This window comes from Streptomyces albipurpureus (assembly GCF_023701525.1).
Classification (GTDB): domain Bacteria; phylum Actinomycetota; class Actinomycetes; order Streptomycetales; family Streptomycetaceae; genus Streptomyces; species Streptomyces albipurpureus.
Map to the genome: position 1 here is coordinate 245,263 of NZ_JAMQAW010000012.1, position 22,906 is coordinate 268,168.

Below are 22,906 nucleotides of genomic sequence, written 5' to 3' on the forward strand. Positions count from 1 at the left end.
CGTCGGTCGCCGCTCGGAATCGTAACCGCCGCCGGGTACCGACAGTTGGCCGGGCATGCCTATCCGTCGCTCTCTGATCCCCCGGCCCCGCCGGAGCGGGACTCCGTCCATGCTGCGGCTCGCCACCGCGTCGCTCGTGGGAACCGCCATCGAGTTCTACGACTTCTTCGTCTACGGCACAGCCGCCGCACTCGTCCTCGGGCCGCTCTTCTTCCCCTCGTTCTCGCCGCTGGCCGGTACCCTCGCCGCCTTCGGCACCTTCGCCGCCGGATTCATCGCCCGCCCGGTGGGCTCGATCGTCTTCGGCCACATCGGTGACCGCTACGGACGCCGACCCGTACTGATCGGATCCCTGCTGACGACCGGCCTCGCCACCGTCGCCGTGGGCTGCGTACCGTCGTACGCGTCGATCGGGATCGCCGCGCCCGTCCTGCTGCTGACGCTCCGGTTCATCCAGGGCCTCGGACTCGGCGGCGAGTGGGGCGGCGCCGTACTGCTCACGGCCGAACACGCGCCGCCCGCCCGGCGGGCGCTGTGGGGGTGCTTTCCGCAGATGGGTCCGCCGCTGGGTTTTCTGCTCGCCAACGGCTTGATGCTCGCCCTGACCGCCGCCCTCAGCAGAGCCCAGTTCCTCGACTGGGGCTGGCGGGTGCCGTTCTGGGCCGCGGGTGTACTGGCGGCAGGCGGTCTGATGCTGCGCAGTTCGCTGGCCGAGAGCCCCCAGTTCCTCGAACTCGCCAAGACCGGCCGCCGTGCGGCGGCACCGGTCGCCGAGGTGTTCCGGAACCACTGGCGTCTGCTCTTGCTGACCGCGGGAGCGCTGTCGACCGGCTATGCGATCTTCTACTCGGTGAGCACCTGGGCCCTGGCGTACGGCACCGAACGGCTGGGCGTCAGCCCGACGCTCATGCTGGCCCTGGTGATGGCCGCGGTGGTGGTACAGGGGCTCCTCACACCGGTCGTCGCACTCCTCGGCGACCGCTTCGGCCGGCGTTCGATGTGCCTGGCAGGAAGCATGCTCGCGGTCGTGTGGATGTTCCCTTTCATCGCGCTGCTGTGCACCGGCGAGCCGATGCTGATGTTTCTGGGGTTCGTCATGGCGTTGATCGCCTTCGTCACGATCTTCGCCGTGCTCGCCGCCTATCTGCCGGAGTTGTACGAGCCGCGGGTGCGGTGCACGGGGGCCGCGGTCGGATACAACCTCGCCGGCCTTCTCGGCGGGGCGCTCACCCCGGTCGTGGCAACCGCGCTGTCGGACGGAGAGGCGACGCCATGGGGTGTGGCCGTCTGGCTGACCGGTATCGCGGTGCTGAGCACGGCCTGCTTCGCCGCCCTGCCCGAGACCCGGCCGCGACCCCACCCGGCCGGAGCGCAGCCAGCGCATCCCGGCGAGGAGTCCGTATCCGCGTGAAACCCAGCTGCCGACGTCCCCGCGCCCATGGCCCGCACCGCCCACGGACGACGCGGAAAACCGTCCCGGAGCCGCCTTTCCGCGAGCGCCCCCTCACCCAACCGGCCACCCATAATGCGACCTTTTGCCCGTTCTATGCATGTAAGAGATGATGGGAGGTGTTGTCCCGACCTCTGCAGTACCGGTTAGGGAGGAATCAGCGTGATCACCAGAGAGCAAGTCTCCAGCGTGCTGGACCATCCGGTCCACGACACCGATGGCAGGAAACTCGGAGACGCCAAGCGTGTCTTCTTCGATGACGCGAGCGGTGAACCCGAGTGGATCAGCGTCAAGACCGGCCTGTTCGACACCCATGAGACCTTCGTGCCCGTCCGCGGCGCCAGCGTACTGGGCGATCATGTCGAAGTTCCGTACACCAAGGACCAGGTCAAGGACGCCCCCCAGGTGGAGGTCGACGCGGGCGGCCACCTCTCCGAACGAGAGGAACACCGACTCTACGACCACTACGGAATCGACTGGGACGCCGCCTGGAAGCGGACTGGTCTCTCCGGCGAGGAGAGCGCGGCGGCGGACGCCCGGGGCATGAGCGCGGCGACCGACTCCCCCGACAATGCGATGACCCGCTCGGAAGAGCATCTGCACGTGGGCGTGGAGCGCCATGAGACCGGACGGGCGCGCCTGCGGAAGTACGTGGTGACCGAGGAGGAGGAGCAAACCATTCCGGTGCGCCATGAGGAGATCCGGGTCGTGCGCGAGCCCATCACGGACGCCAACCGCGGTGCGGCGATGTCCGGAACAGAGATCTCTGAGGCGGAGTACGAGGTCACACTCCACGAGGAGCAGCCGGTGGTGGACACCCGGGCGGTACCGGTCGAACGCGTCCGGCTGACCGTCGAAGAACAGGTCGAGGAGACCACCGTACGAGGCCAGGTACGCAAGGAGCGCATCGACATCGTCACCCCTGACGAGAACGACGGCCCTTCCTAGCCCTGAGCAGAGGCCACCCAGCGGAAGCAGCCCCACGGGATCCTCCGCTGGGTCTCGACGCCCGATCCCAACGCCACAACACCATCACAACAAGCCGACACACCGCCCGAAGCCGACTCCGGAGCCCACCTGCCCAGAAGGCCAGCGACCGTCCGGCTCACCGCATGAGGTGTTTCCGTGGTCTCGCGCGCGGCGTACCCACCGTGGCGCCCTCAGCCGTTCCCCGACTCCGCGGGCCCCGTACGGCCCATGGAGCGACGGTCCTCATCGCTCCACTTGCGGGTGTCGCGCGGTTCGACATACGGCTCCTCCAGTTGGGGGTGGCCGCCGATGATGGCCCGTTCCCGAGCCATTTCCGCGTCGAATTCGAGCCCCAGCAAGATCGCAAGATTGGTGATCCACAGCCAGACAAGGAAGATGATGACGCCGGCCAGGGCGCCGTAGGTCTTGTTGTAGGAACCGAAGTTCGCCACATAGGCCGCGAAACCGGCAGAGGCCACCAGCCAGATCAGCAGGGCCAGCAGACTGCCCAGTGACATGAACTTGAAGCCGCGGCCCTTGGCGTTCGGTGCCGCCCAGTACAAGATCGCCAGCATGATGGTCATGAGCGCCAGGAGGACCGGCCATTTCGCGACCGACCAGACCGTCATAGCGGTGTCACCGATCTCCAACGCGGTGCCGATCTCCCGCGCGAGTCCACCGGAGAACACAACAATCACCGCGCTGGCACATGCGAGGACCATCAGCACCAGGGTGAGGCCGATACGCACCGGAAGTACCTTCCACACCGGCCGCCCTTCGGGGATGTCATAGACATCGTTCGCGGCCCGAATGAACGCCGCCACATAACCGGAGGCGGACCACAGGGCACCGAGCAAGCCGACGACAGCCAGCAGCGAGCCGGTACCGCTACTGGACTGCAACTGGGTCACCGCGTTGGTGAACACCTCGCGTGCCGCCCCGGGCGCGAGCTTTTGGATGCTGTCGAGCACGGTCTGCGTGGCTGATGGGCCAGCGATCCCCAGCAGCGACACCAGCACCAGGAGCGCTGGAAACAAGGCGAGGATCCCGTAGTAGGTCAGCCCTGCGGCCCGGTCGGCCAGCTCGTCTTGCTGGAACTCCTTCACCGTACGTTTGAGCACCGCACCCCACGATGCCCTGCCCATCTCTGTCGGGGTATCGGGCGCATCACGTTCCGTCTGCGGGCTGGGACCCGCACCCCGCTCGCGGGGTGGCCCGGCGGGCACCGCACCATCATTACTGCGCTCTTCACTCGACATGGGTGTCAGGTATCCGCAACGACCCTGCTCACGCCTGTTTTCCTACGGTTTTTCCAGCTGAGCGGGTTCTCAACGGCCACACCGCCGGGTGCAAGGCCCACTTCGTATCCGTCCAGGGACAAGAGGGGCAGAAGAGTCCAGAGGAGGTCTTGCCCCCTAGGCGGTGGCAAGACCTTGCGAGGAGCGGGCCGCGAGGATACGCGCTCCGGTGCGGAAGCACCCGGCGAGGGAGCCGAATCCACCGTGACATCAGTCTGCCCGGGTTGGCCGAGGGTGTGCCCGCGCTCGCACGTGGTCGCCTGGACCGGGGGCTGCGGGCCGTTCACCTAGCGGGGCTAGGCAGGGGACAATTGCCCCTCCAGCTCACTGCGGGCCGCGGTGAGTGCCTCCTCGACGCCACGGGTACCGGTCGTCACGCACAGGGTGTAGGCGGTGTCCTGCAACTGCCGCTGAACGCTCAGGTCGACGACGGGCCCAGCCGTTTGCGCGCACAGGGATTCGTAAGTGTCGAGCAGCTTCCGCAACACGGCCGGGTGCGCCTTCAACATGGGTCCTCCATCTGTCCGGACTGGCGTGGGCATCGAGCCGGGTGCGGCTGACCTCCCCAGGCGCCGCACCCGTGCGAGAACCATGTGCCCCGCCAGCCCCGTCCCCACCCCTGGCCGATACGGTTTCGTTACCTTGTCGCGGTGGATGCCACCGCCCTCACGCTACGGAGGCGTCAGGGGCGGACGCCGGCTACGGAGGCGATCGAGACGGGCGATGATCGGAGTCGCCGTCACACCGTGGAGGAAGACCGACAAGACGATGGTCCAGGTGACCACTGCCCACAGTTCGTCCCCCAATCCCCCGAAGTCGTTCTCCCCCAAGGCGTAGGCGAGGTAGAAGAGGGAGCCGATGCCCCGGAGTCCGAAGAACGCGGTGGCGATCCTCTCCCGCGGGCCGGCCACGAACCCCCACTGCGCGATCCAGGCGGTGCCGGGCCGGATCACCACCAGCACGAGCACGGCAAGAAGCACGATCTCCCACGTCAGCGCCGGGAAGCCGCTGGTGGCCGCGTAGGCACCGAGCAGAAGGAGGAGTCCGGCGGTGAGTAGGCGTTCGATCTGATCGGTGAACTCGTGCAGCACCCGGTGGTAGCCATGGCTCCGTTCTGCGGCACGCAGGGCACAAGCAGTCACGAACACGGACAGGAATCCATAGCCGTAGAGCAGTTCCGCCAGGCCGTAGGAGAGGAAGGTGGCGGCAAGCGCGACAAACCCCTCCATGTGCTCGGAGAGACGGAACGCCGAACCCCGGGCTCGGAAGAACATCCATCCGAGCCAGCGCCCCAGTGCCAGCCCCACGCCCACACCCACCGCCACCTTGAGCAGCACATCGCCGAGGAACCACGGACCCCATGCGCCCTTGGACCACACTCCGCCTGCCGCGGCCAGCACGGTCGCCCCGAGGACGAACGGAAACGCCAGGCCGTCGTTGAGCCCCGCCTCCGCGGTCAGGGTGAAGCGCACCTCGTCCTCGTCGTCCTCATCCTCAGTGGGCTCTCCCACCCGGACTTCGGCGGCCAGCACCGGATCGGTCGGCGCGAGCACGGCGCCGATCAGCAGAGCGGCGGCGATGGGCCAGTCCAACAGGACCCATGCGGTGATGGCTGTCACGCCGACGGTCATCGGAAGGGCAATCCCCACCAGTCGCCACGGCCCAGCCCAACTTCGCCATCCGAAGGGCCGGTTGAGTGCGAGACCAGCGCCCATAAGGGAGATGATCACACAGCCTTCGGCGAGGTGCTCCACCCACACCCGGTCCCGTACGGGGTCGACCTGCGGCAGCGGAAGGAACAGCCCACCGATCATGCCCGCGGCGAGGAACACCATGGGGGTGGACAGCGGTCGGCGCCGTACCAGACGCGGAAGCACCGCCGCCGCCAGTGCTCCGATACCGAGGGCCGTGTACACGATGTCCGTTGGGGCCACGCTTCGCCGCCTCCCACCGAGGAACCCCTGGTTTCGGTCCTGCTGGGCTCGCCCACTCCGGCACCGCTCACCGACCCGGCCTGGTCCAAACGAAAGACCCCAGGGGGCCGTTCTTGTTCCCCGGCGATTCCGAGGTACTGATGTGCACGTTCCCCCTCGTTCGTCGATCATGGCTGCCCTGGATGCGATCCCCTCCGAGAGGGCTCGGGGCCACCATGCGGCATCGTTGGTGCGGTACCTGAGTTCGAGGTGCCCGTGAGCTCATTTCAAGCGGCAGCGGAGCCGTATGGGCGGGGACCAGACCGGTCGGGTTGGGGCCATCGGCCATCGCGTCCGACAGGAACACAGGCCGGTGGGATCGTTCACGCGCTGAACGCCTGCGCGCATCGCGGATGCCGGGAATCACGGTTCGTCAGGACATGGCCCACCGACGTGAACCTGACCCAGCGGTTGGACGCGCTGATTCGGCTTGGCGGTCCCGCCTGATCGGAGGGCCCGGCGCCAGGCCCGCGTCTTCGCCGCGTCCGACGCCGCCCTGACCTCGAAGGGCGTCCCCTCAGTGCCCACCAGGCGACCCACGTCCGGGTCTCTCAGAGGCCGCCGAGGCCGGGCGAGCCGTCGATCACCACCGGCGGTGGCTCCGGCCTGCGCTCCGGCGGCCGTGATGACCGCGCGGGCGGCGGGCACAGAATGTGTTGGGCGGGCAGGGCGTCTGGCCCGACCAGGGCCACATCGCGAATCTGGCCGCCACCAACGGTTGCCAGTCCGCGGGCGGTCTCAGCTGCCAGGGTCGCCGCCCGACCAGCCGGTGTGACCTCCCCGAAGGAGCGAGTGTCGTCGTCGTACCTGTTGCGGTGCCGCCAACCGGCCCACAGCAGCGGCGGATACAGCAGGAGGGGCAGATAGGCGTGCCACAACAACGCGACGACGGCTCCCGCGACGGCGAAGGCGGGCACCCAGCGCTGCGTCCGCGCGAAACGGTGGCGGGCACGGTAGTACGAGCGGGACACGGGGTGGTGGTGCAGTACGCCGATGGGAGCGCTCTGATCACGCAGGAGGCCCCCCAGAACCAGCCGTTCGCGTATGTCTCGCAGGGGCGGGTCACTGTCGAAGAGCTCCACGGGCCACGGCGACCAGCCGTCGTCGTTCCGCTGCCCCGCCAGTGCCTTGAGCACCGCGGCCTCAACGCCGTCACGCGGCTCATCCGATGGCACGACCGTGATCCAACTGGCCGCTCGCCGACGCACCGACAGCCTGCCCTCGGCGTGCATCCGCACCAGGGCCACCGCAGCGACGCGACGTCCCCCGCCTCGGAGATACGCCAACTCGTACAGGTCGAGTGGGGTGTCCACCGGCCGAAGCGGCTCAATCCGGGCATGCATGGCGCGGTGGGCGGACCGCAGTCGGCGTCCCGCTGTCGCGAGGGCTCCGACCGCCGCGAGCGCGACCAAGACCCCGACGACGTTCCCCTGCCACATCTCCATGGGCCCTCCCTTGTCCCGGTGCCCTCAGCCGGCCCTTCCCCCTGACCGCCTCCGACGACCCGTCCAGCAAGGACTGCATGCCCGAAGGCATCCTTGGAACTCCCCGTTCCGGCATATCGACTCTGACTCCCCGCATACCCTCCCTCCGGCTACCCGCGCCGGTCAGGTTCGAGCGGGCCTTCGGGGAGCCGGTGGGCACCGCCGGTTCAGACGCCGGTTCAGACGCCGGGTGGGAGTGTCGCTCTGGCATCGGTGTCCATCTGCATCCGGTTCCGGTAGGACTGCGCGTCGGCGTACCGGGTCACATACCGGGCTCCGATGAGCCGGTAGCGCGGATTACCCGCATGGAGCATCTCGTGCTGTTCGACCGCCGTGCCGAGTACGCCGGTACCGGGGGCATCCGTCTCCGCGCCGAGGAAGTCCGCGAACGGCTCCACGTGCGCGGCCAGTTCATGGTTGAGGATCTCCACGATCGTGCCCTCGTGGAGAGCGTTGACCGTGGCGGTCACCTTCACCTGGAGGGTGAGGGCGGCATCCCGGTGACCGGCGAGCCAGGTGCTCAGTTCGGCCGCCGTGCAGTCCGTCAGGTCATCCGGGTTCGCGGGGTCCGGCTTGCCCCTGTACAGCCGGGTCGAGCCGTCCGGCAGCCGGCCCAGCACGCCGGTGACGACCACATCGGTGCGGGGCACATGGGCGAGCTTGGGCAGCAGTGCTTCGGTCAGCCCCAGAGGCGCGGGCCACAGCCCCCACCCCGCGTCCGCCGCTTCGGCCGGCCGGTCGCACTCCCTGAGACGGGCCTCGGCACTCTGGAAGACGCCCACAGCCTCGGATTCCTGGCGGTCCTTGGCCGCCATGGTCCTCGCGTACCTCTGGGCCTCCTGGGGATTCGCGAAAGCCCTCGGTTTCCTGGCCTCCCGGGAGGCCCCCATGTCCTTGAACCTGCCCATGAAGATCAGCGCCATCGATCGTCTCCCCCCGAGACCCAGCGTCCCCACGCCGCGGGGCCGCATCGATCGGTGCGGCCCGCGACGGATCCTGCCACAGCCCGGTGCGCCCCGGCGAGACCCTCTCCAGCGGGCGACCACCCCGTGAGCGGGTGCCTTCCCCACGTGGGCGTCTGGTCGGAGCTGTGACTCCCCCCGCCACGGTGCTCGCTTCAGGTGTTCTACGCCTGCTGTCCCGCGCCCCGGATTCACGCCCGCTGGTTCACGTGCGCTGTGCTATGCCTGTGTGAGCAGCGGATCGTAGGTTGTTGAGCGTTGGCGACCCGACATGAAGGACAGGAAGTCCTTCACGAACTCGCCCCGGGAGTACATGGAGCCGGTGGCGGCCATGTCTCGCCGGAACCCGGTACGGAACAGTGCCCGGTACTCATCCGCGTCGATGGACTGGTTGCCATCGGCATCAGTGACGTCGAAGAGGACATCGGCGACTTTGATCAGTGCCGGTCCAGCGAGTGCGGGTACGGCGGCGGCGAATTCTTCGGCGCAGATGCGGCCGTCACCGTCGCTGTCGAGGGCCGCCTGCAGTTCCTTCCACCAGTCGGCGTACGCGTTGTAGAGCCTGGTCTCCTGAGGTTCCTCCAGGTCAAGGCGCCCGGAGATCTCTCGGGCCATGGCCGCTAGGTCGGGCCAATCCAGATAGCCGTCGCCGGTCTGGTCCAGCACTGCGTGGAAGAAGTCCTCAGCGCTGCGCTGGGTCTCCGTGGTGTCAGCGGGATCCGGCTGGGCGGGAAGTGGAGTGATCAGCCTGAGCAGGGCTCCGGCTCGCTTGATTCCGTCGCGTACCGCCGAGATCGTCCTGGCGCGGGGGTCATCGCTCTCGGGAGACAGGGACAGCAGGCTGGCCAGCGCGTCTGCCCGGATCCAGCCCTCGGGCAGGAAGCGGGCCAAACCGACGCCCAGGTAGGCGCTCTGCATCAGGGTCTGGGCTCCGGGAATCTCGGGCAGTCCCGCGCGGCGGCGGAAGGGCTCGGGGAGGGAGGCCACCGTGATGGCGCCGATGACCGGTCCGGCGAGTGCCCGGCCGGTCGCCCAGATGGTGGGCATACCCTCCAGCACCGCTGGTGCGGGAAGGTGGTCGAACAGCTTGTAGAGGATGATGCGCAGCGCCTCGGTGTTCTCCAGTTCCTCTTGGACCACTCGGTCGTAGTACTGCCAGAACTCGCGCAGTGTGGGGGGCAGGTGGCCGGCCTTGTCGCCCAGGGCCGCGAGGTAGCCCTGGAACTCGGCGTAGAGGCGTTCCATGGCGCTCTGTTCAAGGGGTTGACCGCCGAGTCGGCCCATGGTGACGGCGCTTTCGAACAGGGTCGCCACCACCCAGGCTCGGACCTGGGGGTCCATCGCGTCATACGGTTGGTTGTGTGCGCCGATGCCGTTCAGCCGAGCATGCAGTCGGTTCAGCCGAGCGGCCTCCCGTTGCCGCACGTGGTCATCGGCGTCGGACATGCGCTGCAGGCTGAGGAAGGTGTTGTGCAGCCGTCGCCACGGGTGCGCCACAAAAGTGGAGTTGTCGATCAGGGCGGCCCCGATCTGGGGGTGCGCGGCCTCCAGCACGGTGGCCCTGACCATGGCCAACGCCCAACGCGGGTCGTTCATCAGCCGATGGAACTGCGATCCAGGCCCGAACAGGGAGGGGTCGGCATCGATGTGCGGGTTCTGCTGTGCGAAGGCTTGGTCGGCGGTGGTTTCCGAGCCACTACTGTCGGGTTGGGTGTTGGTGGTCATGGTCGAGGTACTCCGTTCACAGCCGGTGCGACGCCGCCGAATCGGCGGTCGCGCTGCTGGTAGGTGTGCACGCATTCCACGAAATGCGCCGCGCGGAAGTCAGGCCAGAGCACCGGGGTGAAGACCCATTCGGCGTAAGCGACCTGCCACAGCATGAAGTTGGAGATGCGCTGTTCGCCCGAGGTGCGGATGACGAGATCGACATCGGGTGTGTCGGGGAAGGGAAGACGGGCGGCGAAGCTCTCCTCGGTGACGGCGTCAGCCGGCACGCCTTGGCGGATGAGTGACCGCGCTGCCTCGACGATGTCCCCACGCCCACCGTGATCGAACGCCACGGTCAACGTCATGCCGCGGTTGGCCCCGGTCAGTGTCGTCAGGTCGTCGAAGTCCTGTGCCAACGGCGCCGGAATCTTGGAATCCGACACACCGAGAAAGCGGCAGCGTACCCCCCGCGCATGCAACAAGGGCGCGTGTTTGCGCACCACACGGCGCACCAAGTGCATCAGGAAGTCGACCTCATCGCTGGGGCGTCGCCAGTTCTCCGTGGAGAAGGCATACAGACTCAGCCATTCCACCCCGGCCGACCGGGCGGCCTCAATGACATCGATCACCGTCGTCTCGGCCGCACGATGGCCCGATGTGCGCGGCAGGGACCTCTGCGCTGCCCACCGGCCGTTGCCGTCCATCACACACGCAACGTGACGCGGAATGCCTCGGCGCTGGCCCTGGCCAACCGGACGGCGTGAATCGGCCTGAGCCGGCGACGAGACAGAATCGCTGACGTCCTTCTCCACCTGCATGTGCGCCCCTCCCCTTGTCGCAGCACGATGAGTTCCCGGCTGCATGCAATCTCCCTGGCCCAGCACAGCGCTCCCTGTCCTAGCGCGCCGCCGCGGGGCCTGCACCTTGCGGTACCCGTGCCCCAGGCAGTGGCGAAGAACGATGAGCCGCTGCTCAGCGCCATAGCGCGGCCGTCAGCCACCGTTGTGTCGTGGCCGGGCTTCACACCGATCCACACCAACAGGGCTCGCGGGCCGCCGCGGCTTTCCGCGGTGAGTTGTGCCGCAGCGCAGACAGAGCTATGACCACACCTCTCCCCCGAGGGACCGCCCTGACAACAAGCAGCAGAATGCCGGGCTCCCTCTCCTGGCACACGGGACTTCCCACCCATTCACTCGTACGGGGGGCGTTGACGGACACGCGAGCCACCTGGCGACGGCCCCTGTATACACCGCGGCTGCGACGCCGTCGCAGCCCGGAACCGCCGCATGTGTCTCATCCTCGGCCGTCGACAAGCCTGCTGACAGCGGGGGCTCACCGTTGGCCAACCGTCTTCGATCCGGCTATGCGATACGGCATCCCCGAGCAACGGCTCTCCGCCTGTCCGCTGGTTCCGCGGCGGCTGACAGCCTCCTGGCGGTGTCGCGAAGCACCAGGGCGCGAGCCGGGGCGGGTTGTCGCCCCGGCGATGCTCACCAGGCCCGCTCCTCGCCATGCCCGAGGATGCCCGCTCGCAGATTTAGTTGTCTGGTCAAGGACCGCGAAGAACCGGGCCGATTGAGTGCTTGGAGAGGAGGCACGGCAACAGCGCCGGCGCGAAGTGAGCAACAGGAGTTCTCATGACCAGCCCCAAGGGCCTGCTCGACCCGAGCGAAGCCGTCATCGTCTTCATCGACCACCAGCCGATGACCCTGTTCGGTGTCCACTCACATGACCCGCAGACGGTGGTCAACAACACGGTGGCACTCGCCGAGACGGCCAGACTCTTCAACGTACCCGTCGTGTACAGCACCGTGGCACGCAAGGCATTGGGTGGCGATCTGATCCCCGGTCTCAGGGAGGTCTTCCCCGATCAGGAGATCATCGACCGCAGCTGGATCAACGCCTGGGAAGACCCCAGGCTCAAGGAAGCGGTCCTCGCCACCGGGCGCCGCCAGATCGTCATCGCCGGACTGTGGACCGAGATGTGCGTGGCGTTCCCGGTGATATCCGCGCTGGAAGAAGGACGCGAGGTCTTCGTGGTCGCTGACGCGTCCGGCGGTGCCAGCAGCGAGTCCCACCACACCGCCATGGACCGCATGGTCGCCAAGGGCGCCGTCCCCGTCACCACCCAGGTCGTCCTCGGCGAGTTCCAGCGAGACTGGGCGCGCCAGGACAGCTACCTCGGAGCACGCTCCATCGCCCAGAGGTACTTCGGCAACTGGGGACAGGTCCTCGACTACTACGCCCAAACCACCACCGACCAGGACGCCAGCACGTCCAACCACTGATACCTACCCTTCCGGCGGTCACCGTCACCCATGAACGGTGACCGCCCGATGAGCCCTTCCAGGACGGAATACAACGGCTCCGCCCGGGATTGTTCGAGTACGAGGCAGAAAGGGACAAGATGAGCGATCCAGCGGTGGAGCGGGCCCGAAAGATCATTCAGGCCCGTCTGGCCGCCCCCGGACCAACGGCGCGCCCCGGCCCCAGCAGCCGGAATCCGGCCTCAGGAAGCCGCCCTGACCTGGCCTCGGAGGACCATGCAGAGCAGCCCCGGGTAGCCGGGAACCACCGTTTCGGCCCGGGGGCGACCGCTGAAAGCAGCCCACGGAGCGATGGTGAGTTCATCGGGGCACTGAGCTCGTTGTTCTCCCGGCTGCGTCGGTTCGACGACTGGCTGCGCTCCGAGTACGCGCTCAACCTCACGGAGCTCCACGTCCTGTCCTGCCTACCCACCGCCTCCCCGCCCCGGCACGGCGAGCAGCGGGCATCGACCACAGCCCGCCTCGCGGAGGAGGTCGAACTGACACCCGGCGGTTTGACCCGGCTTGCGGACCGACTGATCGAGCGCGGTCTGGCGGTCCGGGTGAGCGACCCCTGGGACAAGAGGGTCAAGCACCTCGCTCTGACCAGTGTGGGAGTCGCCCTGCGCGATGAGATCCTGCCGAGGGCGGGCGAACGCATACGGAACACCTGCGACACCCAACGGGACCTGCTGGAGCAGCTGAGGAGCACCGCGGACCGCACCATGGCCCAGCGCACCGACGCGACCATCCCTACCGGACTCGAACCGACTGCCCGGGGTTTACCCCGCTCCGCAACCTGAGAGCGGCGCACCGCGCTCATTCCGGCGATCGGCTGCCATGGTCTCCGGTGGAGCCAGTCGTCCGCAGACAACCGCGAGCAATCCAGAGCCCTTTAGCTCTATTCACACCATTTCTTGCGATTTGCGGCGTATTCTCACCCCAGCGAAGGACCGCCGAGAGCAGGGCAGTTCATTTCGCATCGCTGAAACGTTTCTGCATCGCTTTCGAAGGATGCGCTTTCAGTGGACGCGTGTTCGATCAATTCGTTCTCGTGGGATTTCTGTTCGACCGAACGCGTCTCTCCAGATGCGCCTTCGCCGCATTCACCTTCGCTGGACTTTTCTCAACAGAGTCTTCTTCCGACAGAGCTGAGGAGCACAGAGCTATGGACATCAAGGACCGAGTTGTCATGGTGACCGGCGCGGCCGGTGGTATCGGCGCGGAGACCGCGCGACTGCTGGGCGCCCGGGGCGCGAAGGTCGTCGTCACGGACATCAGCGAGTCGGGTGAGAAGATCGCCGAGGCCATCCGGGACGCGGGGGGAGACGCCGCGTTCATGAGAGCGGACATCACCGTGGAGGCGGAGGCCGAGGCGCTGGTGGCCAAGACCATCGAGCATTACGGCAGGCTCGACGGGGCATTCAACAACGCTGGCGTCGAGCAGGCCGCCACCCCTCTCCACCAGCTCACCAGCGCCCAGTGGGACCGCGCGATCCGGGTCGACCTGACCGGGGTCTTCTACTCCCTGAAGTACCAGATCGCCGCGATGCTGGAAGCCGGCACCCGCGGATCGATCGTCAACACGGCATCAGCACTGGGCCAGGTCGCTGTCCCCAACGCAGCCGAGTACGTGGCCGCCAAACACGGAGTCATCGGCCTCACCCGCGCTGCCGCCGCGGACTACGGAAAGGATGGCATCCGCGTCAACGCCGTACTGCCAGGCATCGTGGAAACCCCCATGGTCGCCCGCATCGCAGAAGAACCCAACTTCGCCGGCATCTTCGACGGCCTCCGGCAGCGGCACCTGCTCGGCCGCTTCGCCAAGCCGAGCGAGGTCAGCGAAGCCGTAGCCTGGCTTCTGTCGGACAGCGCGTCCTTCGTCACCGGCGCGGCGATCCCCGTCGATGGAGGCTACCTCGCGGTGTAGGCACGGACACCGGCGCACGAGCCACCGAACCGACCCGGCCCGCGCCCTTGTTGTGGTGGGCTCCTGAGGAGCGGAGAACAGGCTCACCAACGAACTCCGGCAGGCTGCCGATCGTCTCCGGCGGGCTGGTTCCGCCGGGCTCGCTCAACGAAGCCACCGAAGTCGCCCATGTGCCCCGCTCGCTCGACCGTCAGTACCGGAGGGCGCCCAGGGCCCCGTCCAGGACACACCCTCTGAACGAGACGGGTACACATGGGCTCTCCTGGACGCGGGCACATCGAGCGCGGGAACCGTCGCGCTGCCGGACCGGTAGGGGGCGGCACCTTCAGGGGGCCTCCTCGCCGAGGCGCGCCACCCCGGGGACCGCCTACGCGGCCGGGACCACCCTTGTCAGGTCGGTTCCGGCCGTGCGGGGCCGTCCACAGCTCACTGGGGCGGCGGGGCACACCGGCCATAACGGCCGTTTGGCCGGGCGGTGGTTTGGCCGGGAACCCGTTCGGTTAGGGCTGGGAACGCACCCCCACCCGTCGTCGAGCTGCTCTGGGGACCGAGGGATGGACCGGCTCACTACCCGGTGGCCGTACGCACGATGGTTTCCGCTCGCCCTCGTGATCGCCGCGGCCGTCTTCGACGTCACAACACCGGACGTCCATACGGGTGTGCCGCTCATCGCCTCCGCGTGCGTACTGGCCGGCGGAGTGCTGACCTTCCGGGGCGCAGCATGGACCGGGGCGTTCGCCCTCGGTGTCACGGTGCTGCTGGACTGGCAGGCCGAGTTGTTGACCAGTGCCACAGGCTGGTCGGAGATCTTCAATGTCCTGATCGCCGTTGTCTTCGGCCTCGACTTGAACCGCATGCTCGACCGCCACAGCAGGCAACTCGCCACCGTGCGATCCGTGGCCGAGGCAATACAGCGCGCGGTCCTGCCCACTCCTCCCCCGCGCATCGGACCCCTGGAGGTCTCGGCCCGCTACGAGGCGGCGGACGCCGAAGCGCGGATCGGCGGCGATGCCTACGCCATCCAGGACACCCCTTTCGGAGTCCGCATCATCATGGGTGACGTGCGCGGCAAAGGACTGGGAGCCGTGTCCACCATCTCCACCCTGATCGGTGCGTTTCGCGAAGCGGCCCACTGCGTGCCCGACATCGGTGAACTCGCCGTCCGGCTGGAGCAGTCCCTCGAACGCGACAGCGTCCAGCACCACCTTCTCGATCGCGACGAAGAATTCACCACCGCCCTCATCGCCCAGATCGACCATCACAACCACACCCTGGAGGTGATCAACCGAGGTCATCCCGACCCCTACCTCATCCGCGGCGGCCGCATCACCGCACTGACCGCCACCACGCCCGACCTCCCCCTGGGCATGGGAGACCTCACCGCCCAACGCGCGGAGGCCGACCACTTCCCCCTCTTCCCCGGCGACGTCCTGCTCTTCGTCACCGACGGCGTCACCGAGGCCCGAAACCACCACGGAACCTTCTACGACCCCGTCACCGACCTCCATCTCCTCACCACCGAACCCACCACACCCACCGCCGTACTCGACGAACTCGCCAACGGCATCCACCGCTGGACCGGCGGCCCCCGCGACGACGACATGGCCACACTCGCCGTCACCATCAGCTGAACCGCTTGGCTGCCCCACGCAGCGCACTCCTCCAACCTCACCCAGTCCCGGCGAGTCGGCACCGGAAGCCCCGTTGGCGTGCCGCGCTAACGCCCTGGTCGTTGTCGCAATCGACGGCCTTGATCATGGTCTTGTCCTCCAAGGTGCCCAGGCATCCGAACCCGGCACCTCGGCACGTCAACGGACCGGCGTACACGAGCGGGGCGTCAAGGCGCCATCCCACGGATCGTCGGCGACCTCTCGAACGCCTGGCGATCGGGTCCGACCACCACTCCCGAGACGTGATGGAGTCGACCGGCAGCGCGTCGAATTCCTCACGCCTGTGCGCCTGGCAGCGGGGCTCGGACAACGTTCAGAGGACGTGGCCGTCCTTCGTCCTCCTGCGCAGAGCTGGTCTGCTGGACTGGGTGAGGCTGCTCCACATGTCGGACAGACCGGTGACGGTGCGTACCGCGAACAGCGTACGGATGGAGACTTCGTGGTTCAGCTCCGCACGGATCAGGCCGACCAGCCTGATCGCCCGCAGCGAGTTGCCGCCGAGGTCGAAGAAGTCGTCGTCGATGCCCACTTGGTCCAGCTCCAGCACTTCGGCGAACGCCTCGGTCAGAACCCGTTCGGTGTCGTTGCGCGGCGCCCGGTACTGTCGGCCGCCGAACTCGGGCCCCGGTAGCGACGCCAGGTCCACCCTCCCGCCGGCCGTCGTCGGCAGGCGTTCCAGCACCATGAACACCGACGGCACCATGAACTCCGGCAAGCGACCCGCGGCGAACCGGCGCAACTCGTCGCCTGAAGGGCCGGACTGCAGGTCGCGGGCACCTGTGCCGTCGTCGGCCCGGCCGCCCACCGGGACCACATAGGCAACCAGGCACCGCCGCCCGGAGTGGTCCTCCCCGCCGACCACGACCGACTGCGCCAGCCCGGGGTGCTCGGACAGCGCCTCTTCGATCTCGGCCACATCGACCCCGGAACCGCGTACCTCCGCCCGGGCGTCGGATCGGCCCACGTACTCAAGCCAGCCGGCGTCATCGCCGTCGGTAGCCCATCGCACGCGATCTCCGGTCCGGTACATGCGCCCGCCGGGCGGACCGAACGGACAGGGCACAAACCGCTCCGCGGTCTGCCCGGGGCGCCCGGGATACCCCCGCGCCACGCCGGGCCCGGCCGCGTACAGATCTCCGGTCACGCCGACGCGCACCGGCGCCAGTCCAGGGCCCAGTGCGTAGAGGGCGGTGTTGTCCATCGGGCGGCCGATCATGCCCGAGTGCACCGGCCCGTCCGCGGCCAGGCTGTGGCACGCGGCGAACACGGTCGTCTCGGTCGGACCGTGACCGCGGACGATCGTCAGGCCGGGGCACGCCTCCCGCACCCGTCGCACCGCGGCCGCGGAGACGCGGTCACCCCCGGTCCACACCTCACGCAACCCGGACAGGCACTCGGGACGTTCCGCCGCGATCGCGGCGAACAGCCCCGAGGACAGCCACACCGTGGAGACCTCGTCCGCTGTGCGGGACTCCGCCAGGTCGTCGGGGTCCAGCTCGCCCGGAGGAGCCACGACCACCCGGCCGCCGTTCAGCAAGGGCACCCACAGTTCGAGGGCGAGCGCGTCGGAGGTGTGCGGCGAATGCCACAACACGGCGCCTTGGCCGCCTTGCCGCCAGCGACGATCCATGACGAGCCGCTGCATGTTCCGGTGCGTCACCGCGACCGCGGTGGCCGCGCCGGGCGATCCGGAGCCGTACATCACGGCCATCGTGCTGTCCTGGTGCGACGGGACCGGGACCTCTCGCGCACCCTTGCCGTCATCGTCCGCGGTGTCCGACCGGAGCTCGCCCAACACGATCGCCGGAACGCCCAGAACGGCAGAGAGCTCTTCGGCCGTCGCCGCGTCGGTGAGCAGTGCGCGCACCGAGCAGTCACTGACCACCGGCTCGATCCGCTCCGCCGGGTGGGTGGGGTCGACCGGCAGATAGGCGCCGCCCGCTTTCACCACCGCCAGCAAGGCGACGGCCAGGTCCACCGACCGCGGCAGCGCCACCGCCACGACTGCCTCGGATCCGATTCCCCGGCGTCGCAGCGCCCCGGCGAGGCGGCTCGACCGCTCGTCCAGCTCCCGGTACGAGACCGCCGAGCCCCAGGACACCATCGCGACGGCCTCGGGGGCCCGCTCCACCTCGCGGGCGAACAGCTCCGGAACCGTCAGCGTCGGCAGCGGTACGTCCGTGTCGTTGGGCTCCGTCAGCACCCGGTCCCGCTCGGCACCGCTCACCACGTCGAGGGCACCGACCGGAAGCCGCGGATCGGCGGCCATCAAGGCCCGGGTGAAGGCGACCAACTCCGCGCCGATGAACCTCAGCTCCGCGCGCGAGTACAGGCCCGCGGGGGCATCGAGCCGAAAGTACAAGTCGCTGTCGGCGCTCCCGTCGGTGCCGACGCTGATCGACAGCTCGTTGAAGGCCCCGTTGATCCCGCCGAAGGAGCGCGCCGGGTTGTCGGCGAAGTGAAGTGGCTCCGCGAACTCGACGATGTTCATGACGGCACCGAAGCTGCCACGACCGCTCAGGACGGTTCCGCTCGCGTGCTGGATATCCGAGTAGTGGCAGGCCGTGTGGTCGAAGATCTCATACGTCTGGTCGCCGACGGCGTCGGCGATCTCGGTGAAGGCCGCGTCAAGCGGAACCCTCACCCGCACCGGCACCACGTTCACCGCCAGACCGGGCGTCCTGCTCGCGACCCCGACCCGGTTGCCCACGGCCAGCGACAGGAGGAACTCCGGACGATCGCAGCTGTGCCGGAAGTACACCGCCGCGGCCGCGGTCAACATCGACGACCTCCACATACCCATGGACTGCGCGGCCTTGGTCCACGCGTCCGCCTCGGCGCGCGAAACGGTCAGTGTCCGGCTCACCACACCGATGGAGCCGGCCAGCTCCGACCAGCGGTCGGCGCTGCCCATCGGTTCGGAGAGCGCGGCTTGCGCCGCGTCGGACAGGGCGACGCGCGGAACCTGCGCGGGCGCGGGCGCATCCTTGAGGTAGTCGCGCCAGAACTCCTTGTCATCGGCGGACCGCTGAGAGGCGTGGTACTCCGTCGCACCGGCCGCGAACGACCCGGCATCCCACGGGTGCGGCAACTCCGGCACCTCCGCGCCCCGCACCAGTGCCGTGTACACCTCGGCGAGACGACGCGACAGTAGGCCACCCGCGCCATAGCCGTCCGATATGAGGTGGTGGTAGGCGATGACCACGAGTGAGCGGGCCGCCGCGAGTCTGACCACGCCCAGTCGGAACAGCAGATCGCGCTCCAGGTCGAACGGCTGCCTGATCATATCTGCCAACGCTTCACGCGCCGCCTGCTCGGGATCGGCAGCGACGCTGAGATCCAGGAAGAACGGCCGCCAGTCCCCCAACTCCCGAGGCACCAGCCGCAGCCCGCCGCCGTCATCGACGAAGGTGACGCGCAGCACTTCCGCCTCGTCCATCACATGCCGGAACGCGGAATCCATGGCCGCCGAGTCCAGCTCACCGTCCACGTCCCACATGGTCAGCGCATGGTTCAACGTGTCGGCAGACATTTTCTGCGCCAGCCACAATCCCTTATGCGCAGACGACGCATCGAACGAACGCACACGGATCAACCCCTCAGTAGTTCAAGCCCGGGAAGCGGAGAAACTCGCAGGTCACTCTCACCCTTGTGGAAGGGATCAACCGGTCGGCACAACCAGGTGGCGCGACGCGCCGGGCCTGTGAACAACCCTGCGGTGTCCCGCCGCCGGGACGTTCCCACGAGGCAACGGGGCGATTCCCGCCTCTGTCCAGCTGGGGCGCTCCGGGGCGGCCCGGCGCGGGGACCAGTGCCAGCCGGCCGCTCCGCGCGGTCGAATGAGCCTCGCTGGCTCGCAGTCACACGTCCCAGGTGACAGGAAGACTCGTCATCCCGTAGACCGCCGCCATATCCGGGCGCAGCCCGACCTTCTCGGCCGGTACGGCCAGGCGCAGTGTGGGGAAGCGGTTGAACAGTGCGGGGAACGCGATCCGCATCTCGATGCGGGCCAGCTGCTGACCCACGCACATATGGCTGCCGTGACCGAAGGCCAAGTGCCCCCCGTCCTGCCTTCGGAGGTCGAGCACCTGGGGATCGGTGAAGCGCTCGGGGTCGCGGTTGGCGGTGTTGTACGACAGGACGACCAGCGTGCCGGCCTTGATGGTCTGCCCGCCCAACTCGACGTCCTCCAGTGTCATCCTCATGAACGTCTTGGCCACGGTCAGATACCGCAGCAGCTCTTCCACGGCCCGGTCGACGAGCGCCGGATCGGCGCGCAGCGCGGCGAGCTGCGCCGGGTTCTGCAGCAGCGCGAAGGTGCCCAGCGCCAGTGTGTGCGCGGTGGTGTCGAGCCCGGCCATCATCGTGAAGTGGCAGATCCCCCGCAGCTCCTCATCGGTCAGATCGCTGTTGGTGAGGTCGCTGAGGATGTCGTCGGTGGGGTTCGCACGCTTGGCGGCCACCAGCTCCGCGAAGTACTGCTGGGCCGCGGAGAAGGCCACTATCTGTTCCTCGGCGCTCGCCTCCCCGCCGAGGTACACGTCGAGCTGCTGCTGGAAGTACCCTCGGTCCTCATACGGCACCCCCAGCAGCTCGCAGATCATGATGGTGGGGATGGGCTTGGCGAACGCGGTCACCAGGTCCACCGGCGGCCCGGCTTTCTCCATGGCGTCCAGGCAGTCGGCCGTGATCTGCTCGACGCGTGTGGTGAGCAGTCGCATCCGCCGTGCGGTGAACCTGCTCGCCAGCGGTTTCCGATAGCGTCCGTGTTGTGGCTCGTCCATGAACACCATCTCGCCGGGCGAAGCCGGAGGGGGCTCCCAGCCGGTGATGTCCATGGACAGATCGAGCATGAGCTCCTTGCGCGCGCTGAACCGCGAGTCGGCCAGGACCGATTTGACCAGGTCGAATCCGGTGATCACCCAGCCGGGTATTCCGCCGGGAAAGGTGAAGCGGCTGATGGGGCCGTGCTGGCGGGCCTCGATCAGCTCTGCCGGCGGGTCGAAGGGGCAGCCGGGCCGGCGCTCCAGCATCATCGTCTCGACCGTATGGAGGGCTTCACCCATGGACAATCCTCATTTCGCAACATTCGCCTTTGATACAAGGTCGGGAGCTACGCTGCGTCCAGCGTGATTGTCAATCAGAATGGTTGTCAATCAATCGAAAGGCGTTTGCCCGGTAGAGGGTGGCAAACCGATGCAATGACGCTAGGGTCTCGTGCTCCTGTTTACGTCATTCGATTTGTTGGTGACGTGGTTCCTGACGTTGCGTTGGGTGAGGCGGAATCGGAACCCGTTGGGCCCGGGCTGTCGCGCAACTCCGCCGTACCGCCGTCTGTTCGAAGGTCGGATTCCCAACCGTCCTACGAACGAGCCGACTTCGGTCAAGAATCACAGAATCACGAGACACTGAACTTGACCGTAACACCGCGCGGCAATTCCAATGAATGGCGGCGAGGCGACACTGGCGGCATGCCGGGACGACAGTCGAGCGGCGCACCACTCCGACACCCCGCGCGGTCGAGCCGCCGGGCGGCGACCGTCTCGCCAACAGGACAGGGCAGGTTCGACAGCGGCGTCAGTGAAGCGGTGGAGTGAGAGGAAGCTACGTGCGACACACCGGCATGGACACGGACGTGGTGATCGCGGGCGCGGGGCCGACGGGCTTGATGCTCGCCTGCGAGCTGCGGCTGGCGGGCGTCGAGGTGATGGTGGTCGAACGGCTCGGTGAGCGGACGGGCGAGTCGCGAGCCGGCGGGATGCACTCCCGCACCCTGGAGGTGCTGGACCAGCGCGGAGTCCTGGACCGCTTCCTGGCGCTCGGCAAACCGGAGCGGGTGGGCCACTTCTCCGGCCTGTATCTCGAATTCGACGAGTCGGAGTCCAGGCACCCCTTCCCGCTGACAATCCTGCAGCCCGTCGTCGAGCGGCTGCTGGAGGAGTGGGCCGCCGAGCTCGGTCTGCGGGTACGCAGGTCGTCCGAGGTGATCGGAGTCCACCAGGACGAGACCGGCGTGACGGTCGAACTCGGCACGCCGCGAGCGGCGCCGGCGACGGTGCGCGCCCGCTACCTCGTGGGCTGCGACGGCGGGCGCAGCACGGTGCGCAAGCTGTCGGACATCGACTTCCCCGGCACTCCGGCGACGATGACCTCACTGATCGGCGACGTCGAACTCCCCGACCTGCCGGAGGACTATGTCTGGGGGCGGCGCGGTGAGGGCGGCCACTACTCGGCGATCGCCTTCGAGCCGGGGTGGCACCGGGTGATCACATCCGAGTACGACCACATCACCGACCATGACGAACCCGCGACGTTCGAGCAGCTCCGGGAGTCGCTGATCAGGCTCATCGGCACCGACTACGGCATGCGGTGCCCCCGATGGGTCTCCCGGTTCAACGACACCGCGCGGCAGGCCGCCCAGTACCGAAAGGGCCGGGTGCTGCTCGCTGGCGACGCCGCGCACATCCACTTCCCGGCCGGCGGGCAGGGGCTGAACATGGGAGTGCAGGACGCGGTCAACCTCGGTTGGAAGCTCGGCTCGGTGATACGCGGCGAGGCACCGGAGAGACTGCTGGACAGCTACCACACCGAGCGCCACCCCGTCGCCGAAGGCGTCCTGCGCAACACCCGGGCGCAAGCGGCCCTGAGCCGCCCCGACGCCCAGACGGAGGCGCTGCGCGAGGTGTTCGCCTCGCTCATAGTGTTCGACGATGTCAACCGGTATCTGCGCGACATGCTCACCGCACTGGGCATCCGGTACCCGGCCGACGGCGACCACCCACTGACGGGCCGCCGTGTCCCCAACGCCGACCTCAAAACACCCAACGGCACGACCCGTGTCTACGAACTGCTGCACGCTGCCCGCCCCGTACTGCTCGACCTGCGCGGCAGTGCCGCGGTGGCGGCGACGGCCGAGGGCTGGGGCGATCGCGTCGACCTCGTCGAGGCGCGAAGCGAGGACAACCACTGGACCGTCCCGGCCGTCGGCGAGATCGCCGCTCCCGCCGCCCTCCTCATCCGCCCCGACGGCCATGTCGCCTGGGCGACCGTCAGGGGCACACCGGACACCACCACACTCCAAACCGCCCTCACCACCTGGTTCGGCCCCCGCCTTGGCAGGGGGAGACGCCACCCGAGGTAGTGGTTGTGACAGGCGG

Annotated in this window: 16 protein-coding genes; 7 read left to right on the forward strand and 9 right to left on the reverse strand. The window is 68.2% G+C overall.

What is annotated here, in order from left to right; genetic code table 11:
• Nucleotides 1–109 precede the first annotated feature (109 nt).
• Complete coding sequence (locus NBG84_RS16790) at nt 110–1,411, forward strand: MFS transporter (protein ID WP_250920268.1); 1,302 nt, start codon at nt 110–112, stop codon at nt 1,409–1,411.
• Between the two features lie 201 nt (nt 1,412–1,612).
• Nucleotides 1,613–2,398: a DUF2382 domain-containing protein gene (locus tag NBG84_RS16795; RefSeq protein ID WP_250920269.1), complete on the forward strand. Its 786-nt coding sequence runs from the start codon at nt 1,613–1,615 to the stop codon at nt 2,396–2,398.
• 212 nt (nt 2,399–2,610) lie between these two features.
• Here NBG84_RS16795 and NBG84_RS16800 read toward each other — a convergent pair whose 3' ends face one another.
• From NBG84_RS16800 to uppS, 7 genes are all read right to left on the reverse strand, one after another.
• Nucleotides 2,611–3,564, reverse strand: a complete 954-nt coding sequence (locus NBG84_RS16800; protein ID WP_250920270.1) for a YihY/virulence factor BrkB family protein — start codon at nt 3,562–3,564, stop codon at nt 2,611–2,613.
• Between the two features lie 449 nt (nt 3,565–4,013).
• Nucleotides 4,014–4,226, reverse strand: a complete 213-nt coding sequence (locus NBG84_RS16805; protein ID WP_250920271.1) for a DUF5133 domain-containing protein — start codon at nt 4,224–4,226, stop codon at nt 4,014–4,016.
• Nucleotides 4,227–4,388: 162 nt separating this feature from the next.
• The gene (locus tag NBG84_RS16810; protein WP_250920272.1) at nt 4,389–5,651 is read right to left on the reverse strand and encodes a cation:proton antiporter; all 1,263 of its coding nucleotides are present in this window, start codon (nt 5,649–5,651) and stop codon (nt 4,389–4,391) included.
• A gap of 590 nt (nt 5,652–6,241) precedes the next feature.
• Nucleotides 6,242–7,135 carry a TIGR04222 domain-containing membrane protein gene (locus NBG84_RS16815; RefSeq protein WP_250920273.1) on the reverse strand — a complete coding sequence of 298 codons (894 nt, stop codon included), beginning with the start codon at nt 7,133–7,135 and terminating at the stop codon, nt 6,242–6,244.
• Between the two features lie 218 nt (nt 7,136–7,353).
• Entirely contained in the window at nt 7,354–8,097 is a 744-nt protein-coding gene (locus NBG84_RS16820) for a hypothetical protein (RefSeq protein ID WP_250920274.1), read from the reverse strand.
• A 258-nt stretch (nt 8,098–8,355) separates the two neighbouring features.
• Complete coding sequence (locus NBG84_RS16825; protein ID WP_250920295.1) at nt 8,356–9,732, reverse strand: oxygenase MpaB family protein; 1,377 nt, start codon at nt 9,730–9,732, stop codon at nt 8,356–8,358.
• 125 nt (nt 9,733–9,857) lie between these two features.
• Nucleotides 9,858–10,547, reverse strand: a complete 690-nt coding sequence (gene uppS, locus NBG84_RS16830; protein ID WP_250920296.1) for a polyprenyl diphosphate synthase — start codon at nt 10,545–10,547, stop codon at nt 9,858–9,860.
• A gap of 933 nt (nt 10,548–11,480) precedes the next feature.
• Between uppS and NBG84_RS16835 the strand changes: the two genes are divergently transcribed.
• The 4 genes from NBG84_RS16835 to NBG84_RS16850 all read left to right on the forward strand — a co-directional run bounded on the left by NBG84_RS16835 (nt 11,481) and on the right by NBG84_RS16850 (nt 15,710).
• The gene (locus NBG84_RS16835) at nt 11,481–12,131 is read left to right on the forward strand and encodes a hydrolase (RefSeq protein ID WP_250920275.1); all 651 of its coding nucleotides are present in this window, start codon (nt 11,481–11,483) and stop codon (nt 12,129–12,131) included.
• A gap of 119 nt (nt 12,132–12,250) precedes the next feature.
• Nucleotides 12,251–12,952, forward strand: coding sequence for a MarR family winged helix-turn-helix transcriptional regulator (locus NBG84_RS16840; RefSeq protein WP_250920276.1), 702 nt, complete (start codon nt 12,251–12,253; stop codon nt 12,950–12,952).
• A gap of 365 nt (nt 12,953–13,317) precedes the next feature.
• A complete protein-coding gene (locus NBG84_RS16845) occupies nt 13,318–14,079 on the forward strand; it encodes an SDR family NAD(P)-dependent oxidoreductase (protein ID WP_250920277.1) in 762 nt (253 codons plus the stop codon).
• A gap of 554 nt (nt 14,080–14,633) precedes the next feature.
• The gene (locus NBG84_RS16850; RefSeq protein WP_250920278.1) at nt 14,634–15,710 is read left to right on the forward strand and encodes a PP2C family protein-serine/threonine phosphatase; all 1,077 of its coding nucleotides are present in this window, start codon (nt 14,634–14,636) and stop codon (nt 15,708–15,710) included.
• Between the two features lie 352 nt (nt 15,711–16,062).
• Here NBG84_RS16850 and NBG84_RS16855 read toward each other — a convergent pair whose 3' ends face one another.
• Both NBG84_RS16855 and NBG84_RS16860 read right to left on the reverse strand, forming a co-directional pair.
• A complete protein-coding gene (locus NBG84_RS16855) occupies nt 16,063–19,335 on the reverse strand; it encodes a non-ribosomal peptide synthetase (protein ID WP_308312072.1) in 3,273 nt (1,090 codons plus the stop codon).
• Between the two features lie 274 nt (nt 19,336–19,609).
• A complete protein-coding gene (locus NBG84_RS16860) occupies nt 19,610–20,815 on the reverse strand; it encodes a cytochrome P450 (protein WP_250920280.1) in 1,206 nt (401 codons plus the stop codon).
• Between the two features lie 542 nt (nt 20,816–21,357).
• On the opposite strand from NBG84_RS16860, the gene NBG84_RS16865 reads away from it, so the two are divergent.
• On the forward strand, nt 21,358–22,890 hold the full coding sequence (locus tag NBG84_RS16865; RefSeq protein ID WP_250920281.1) for an FAD-dependent monooxygenase: 1,533 nt from the start codon (nt 21,358–21,360) through the stop codon (nt 22,888–22,890).
• The last annotated feature ends 16 nt before the right edge of the window (nt 22,891–22,906 follow it).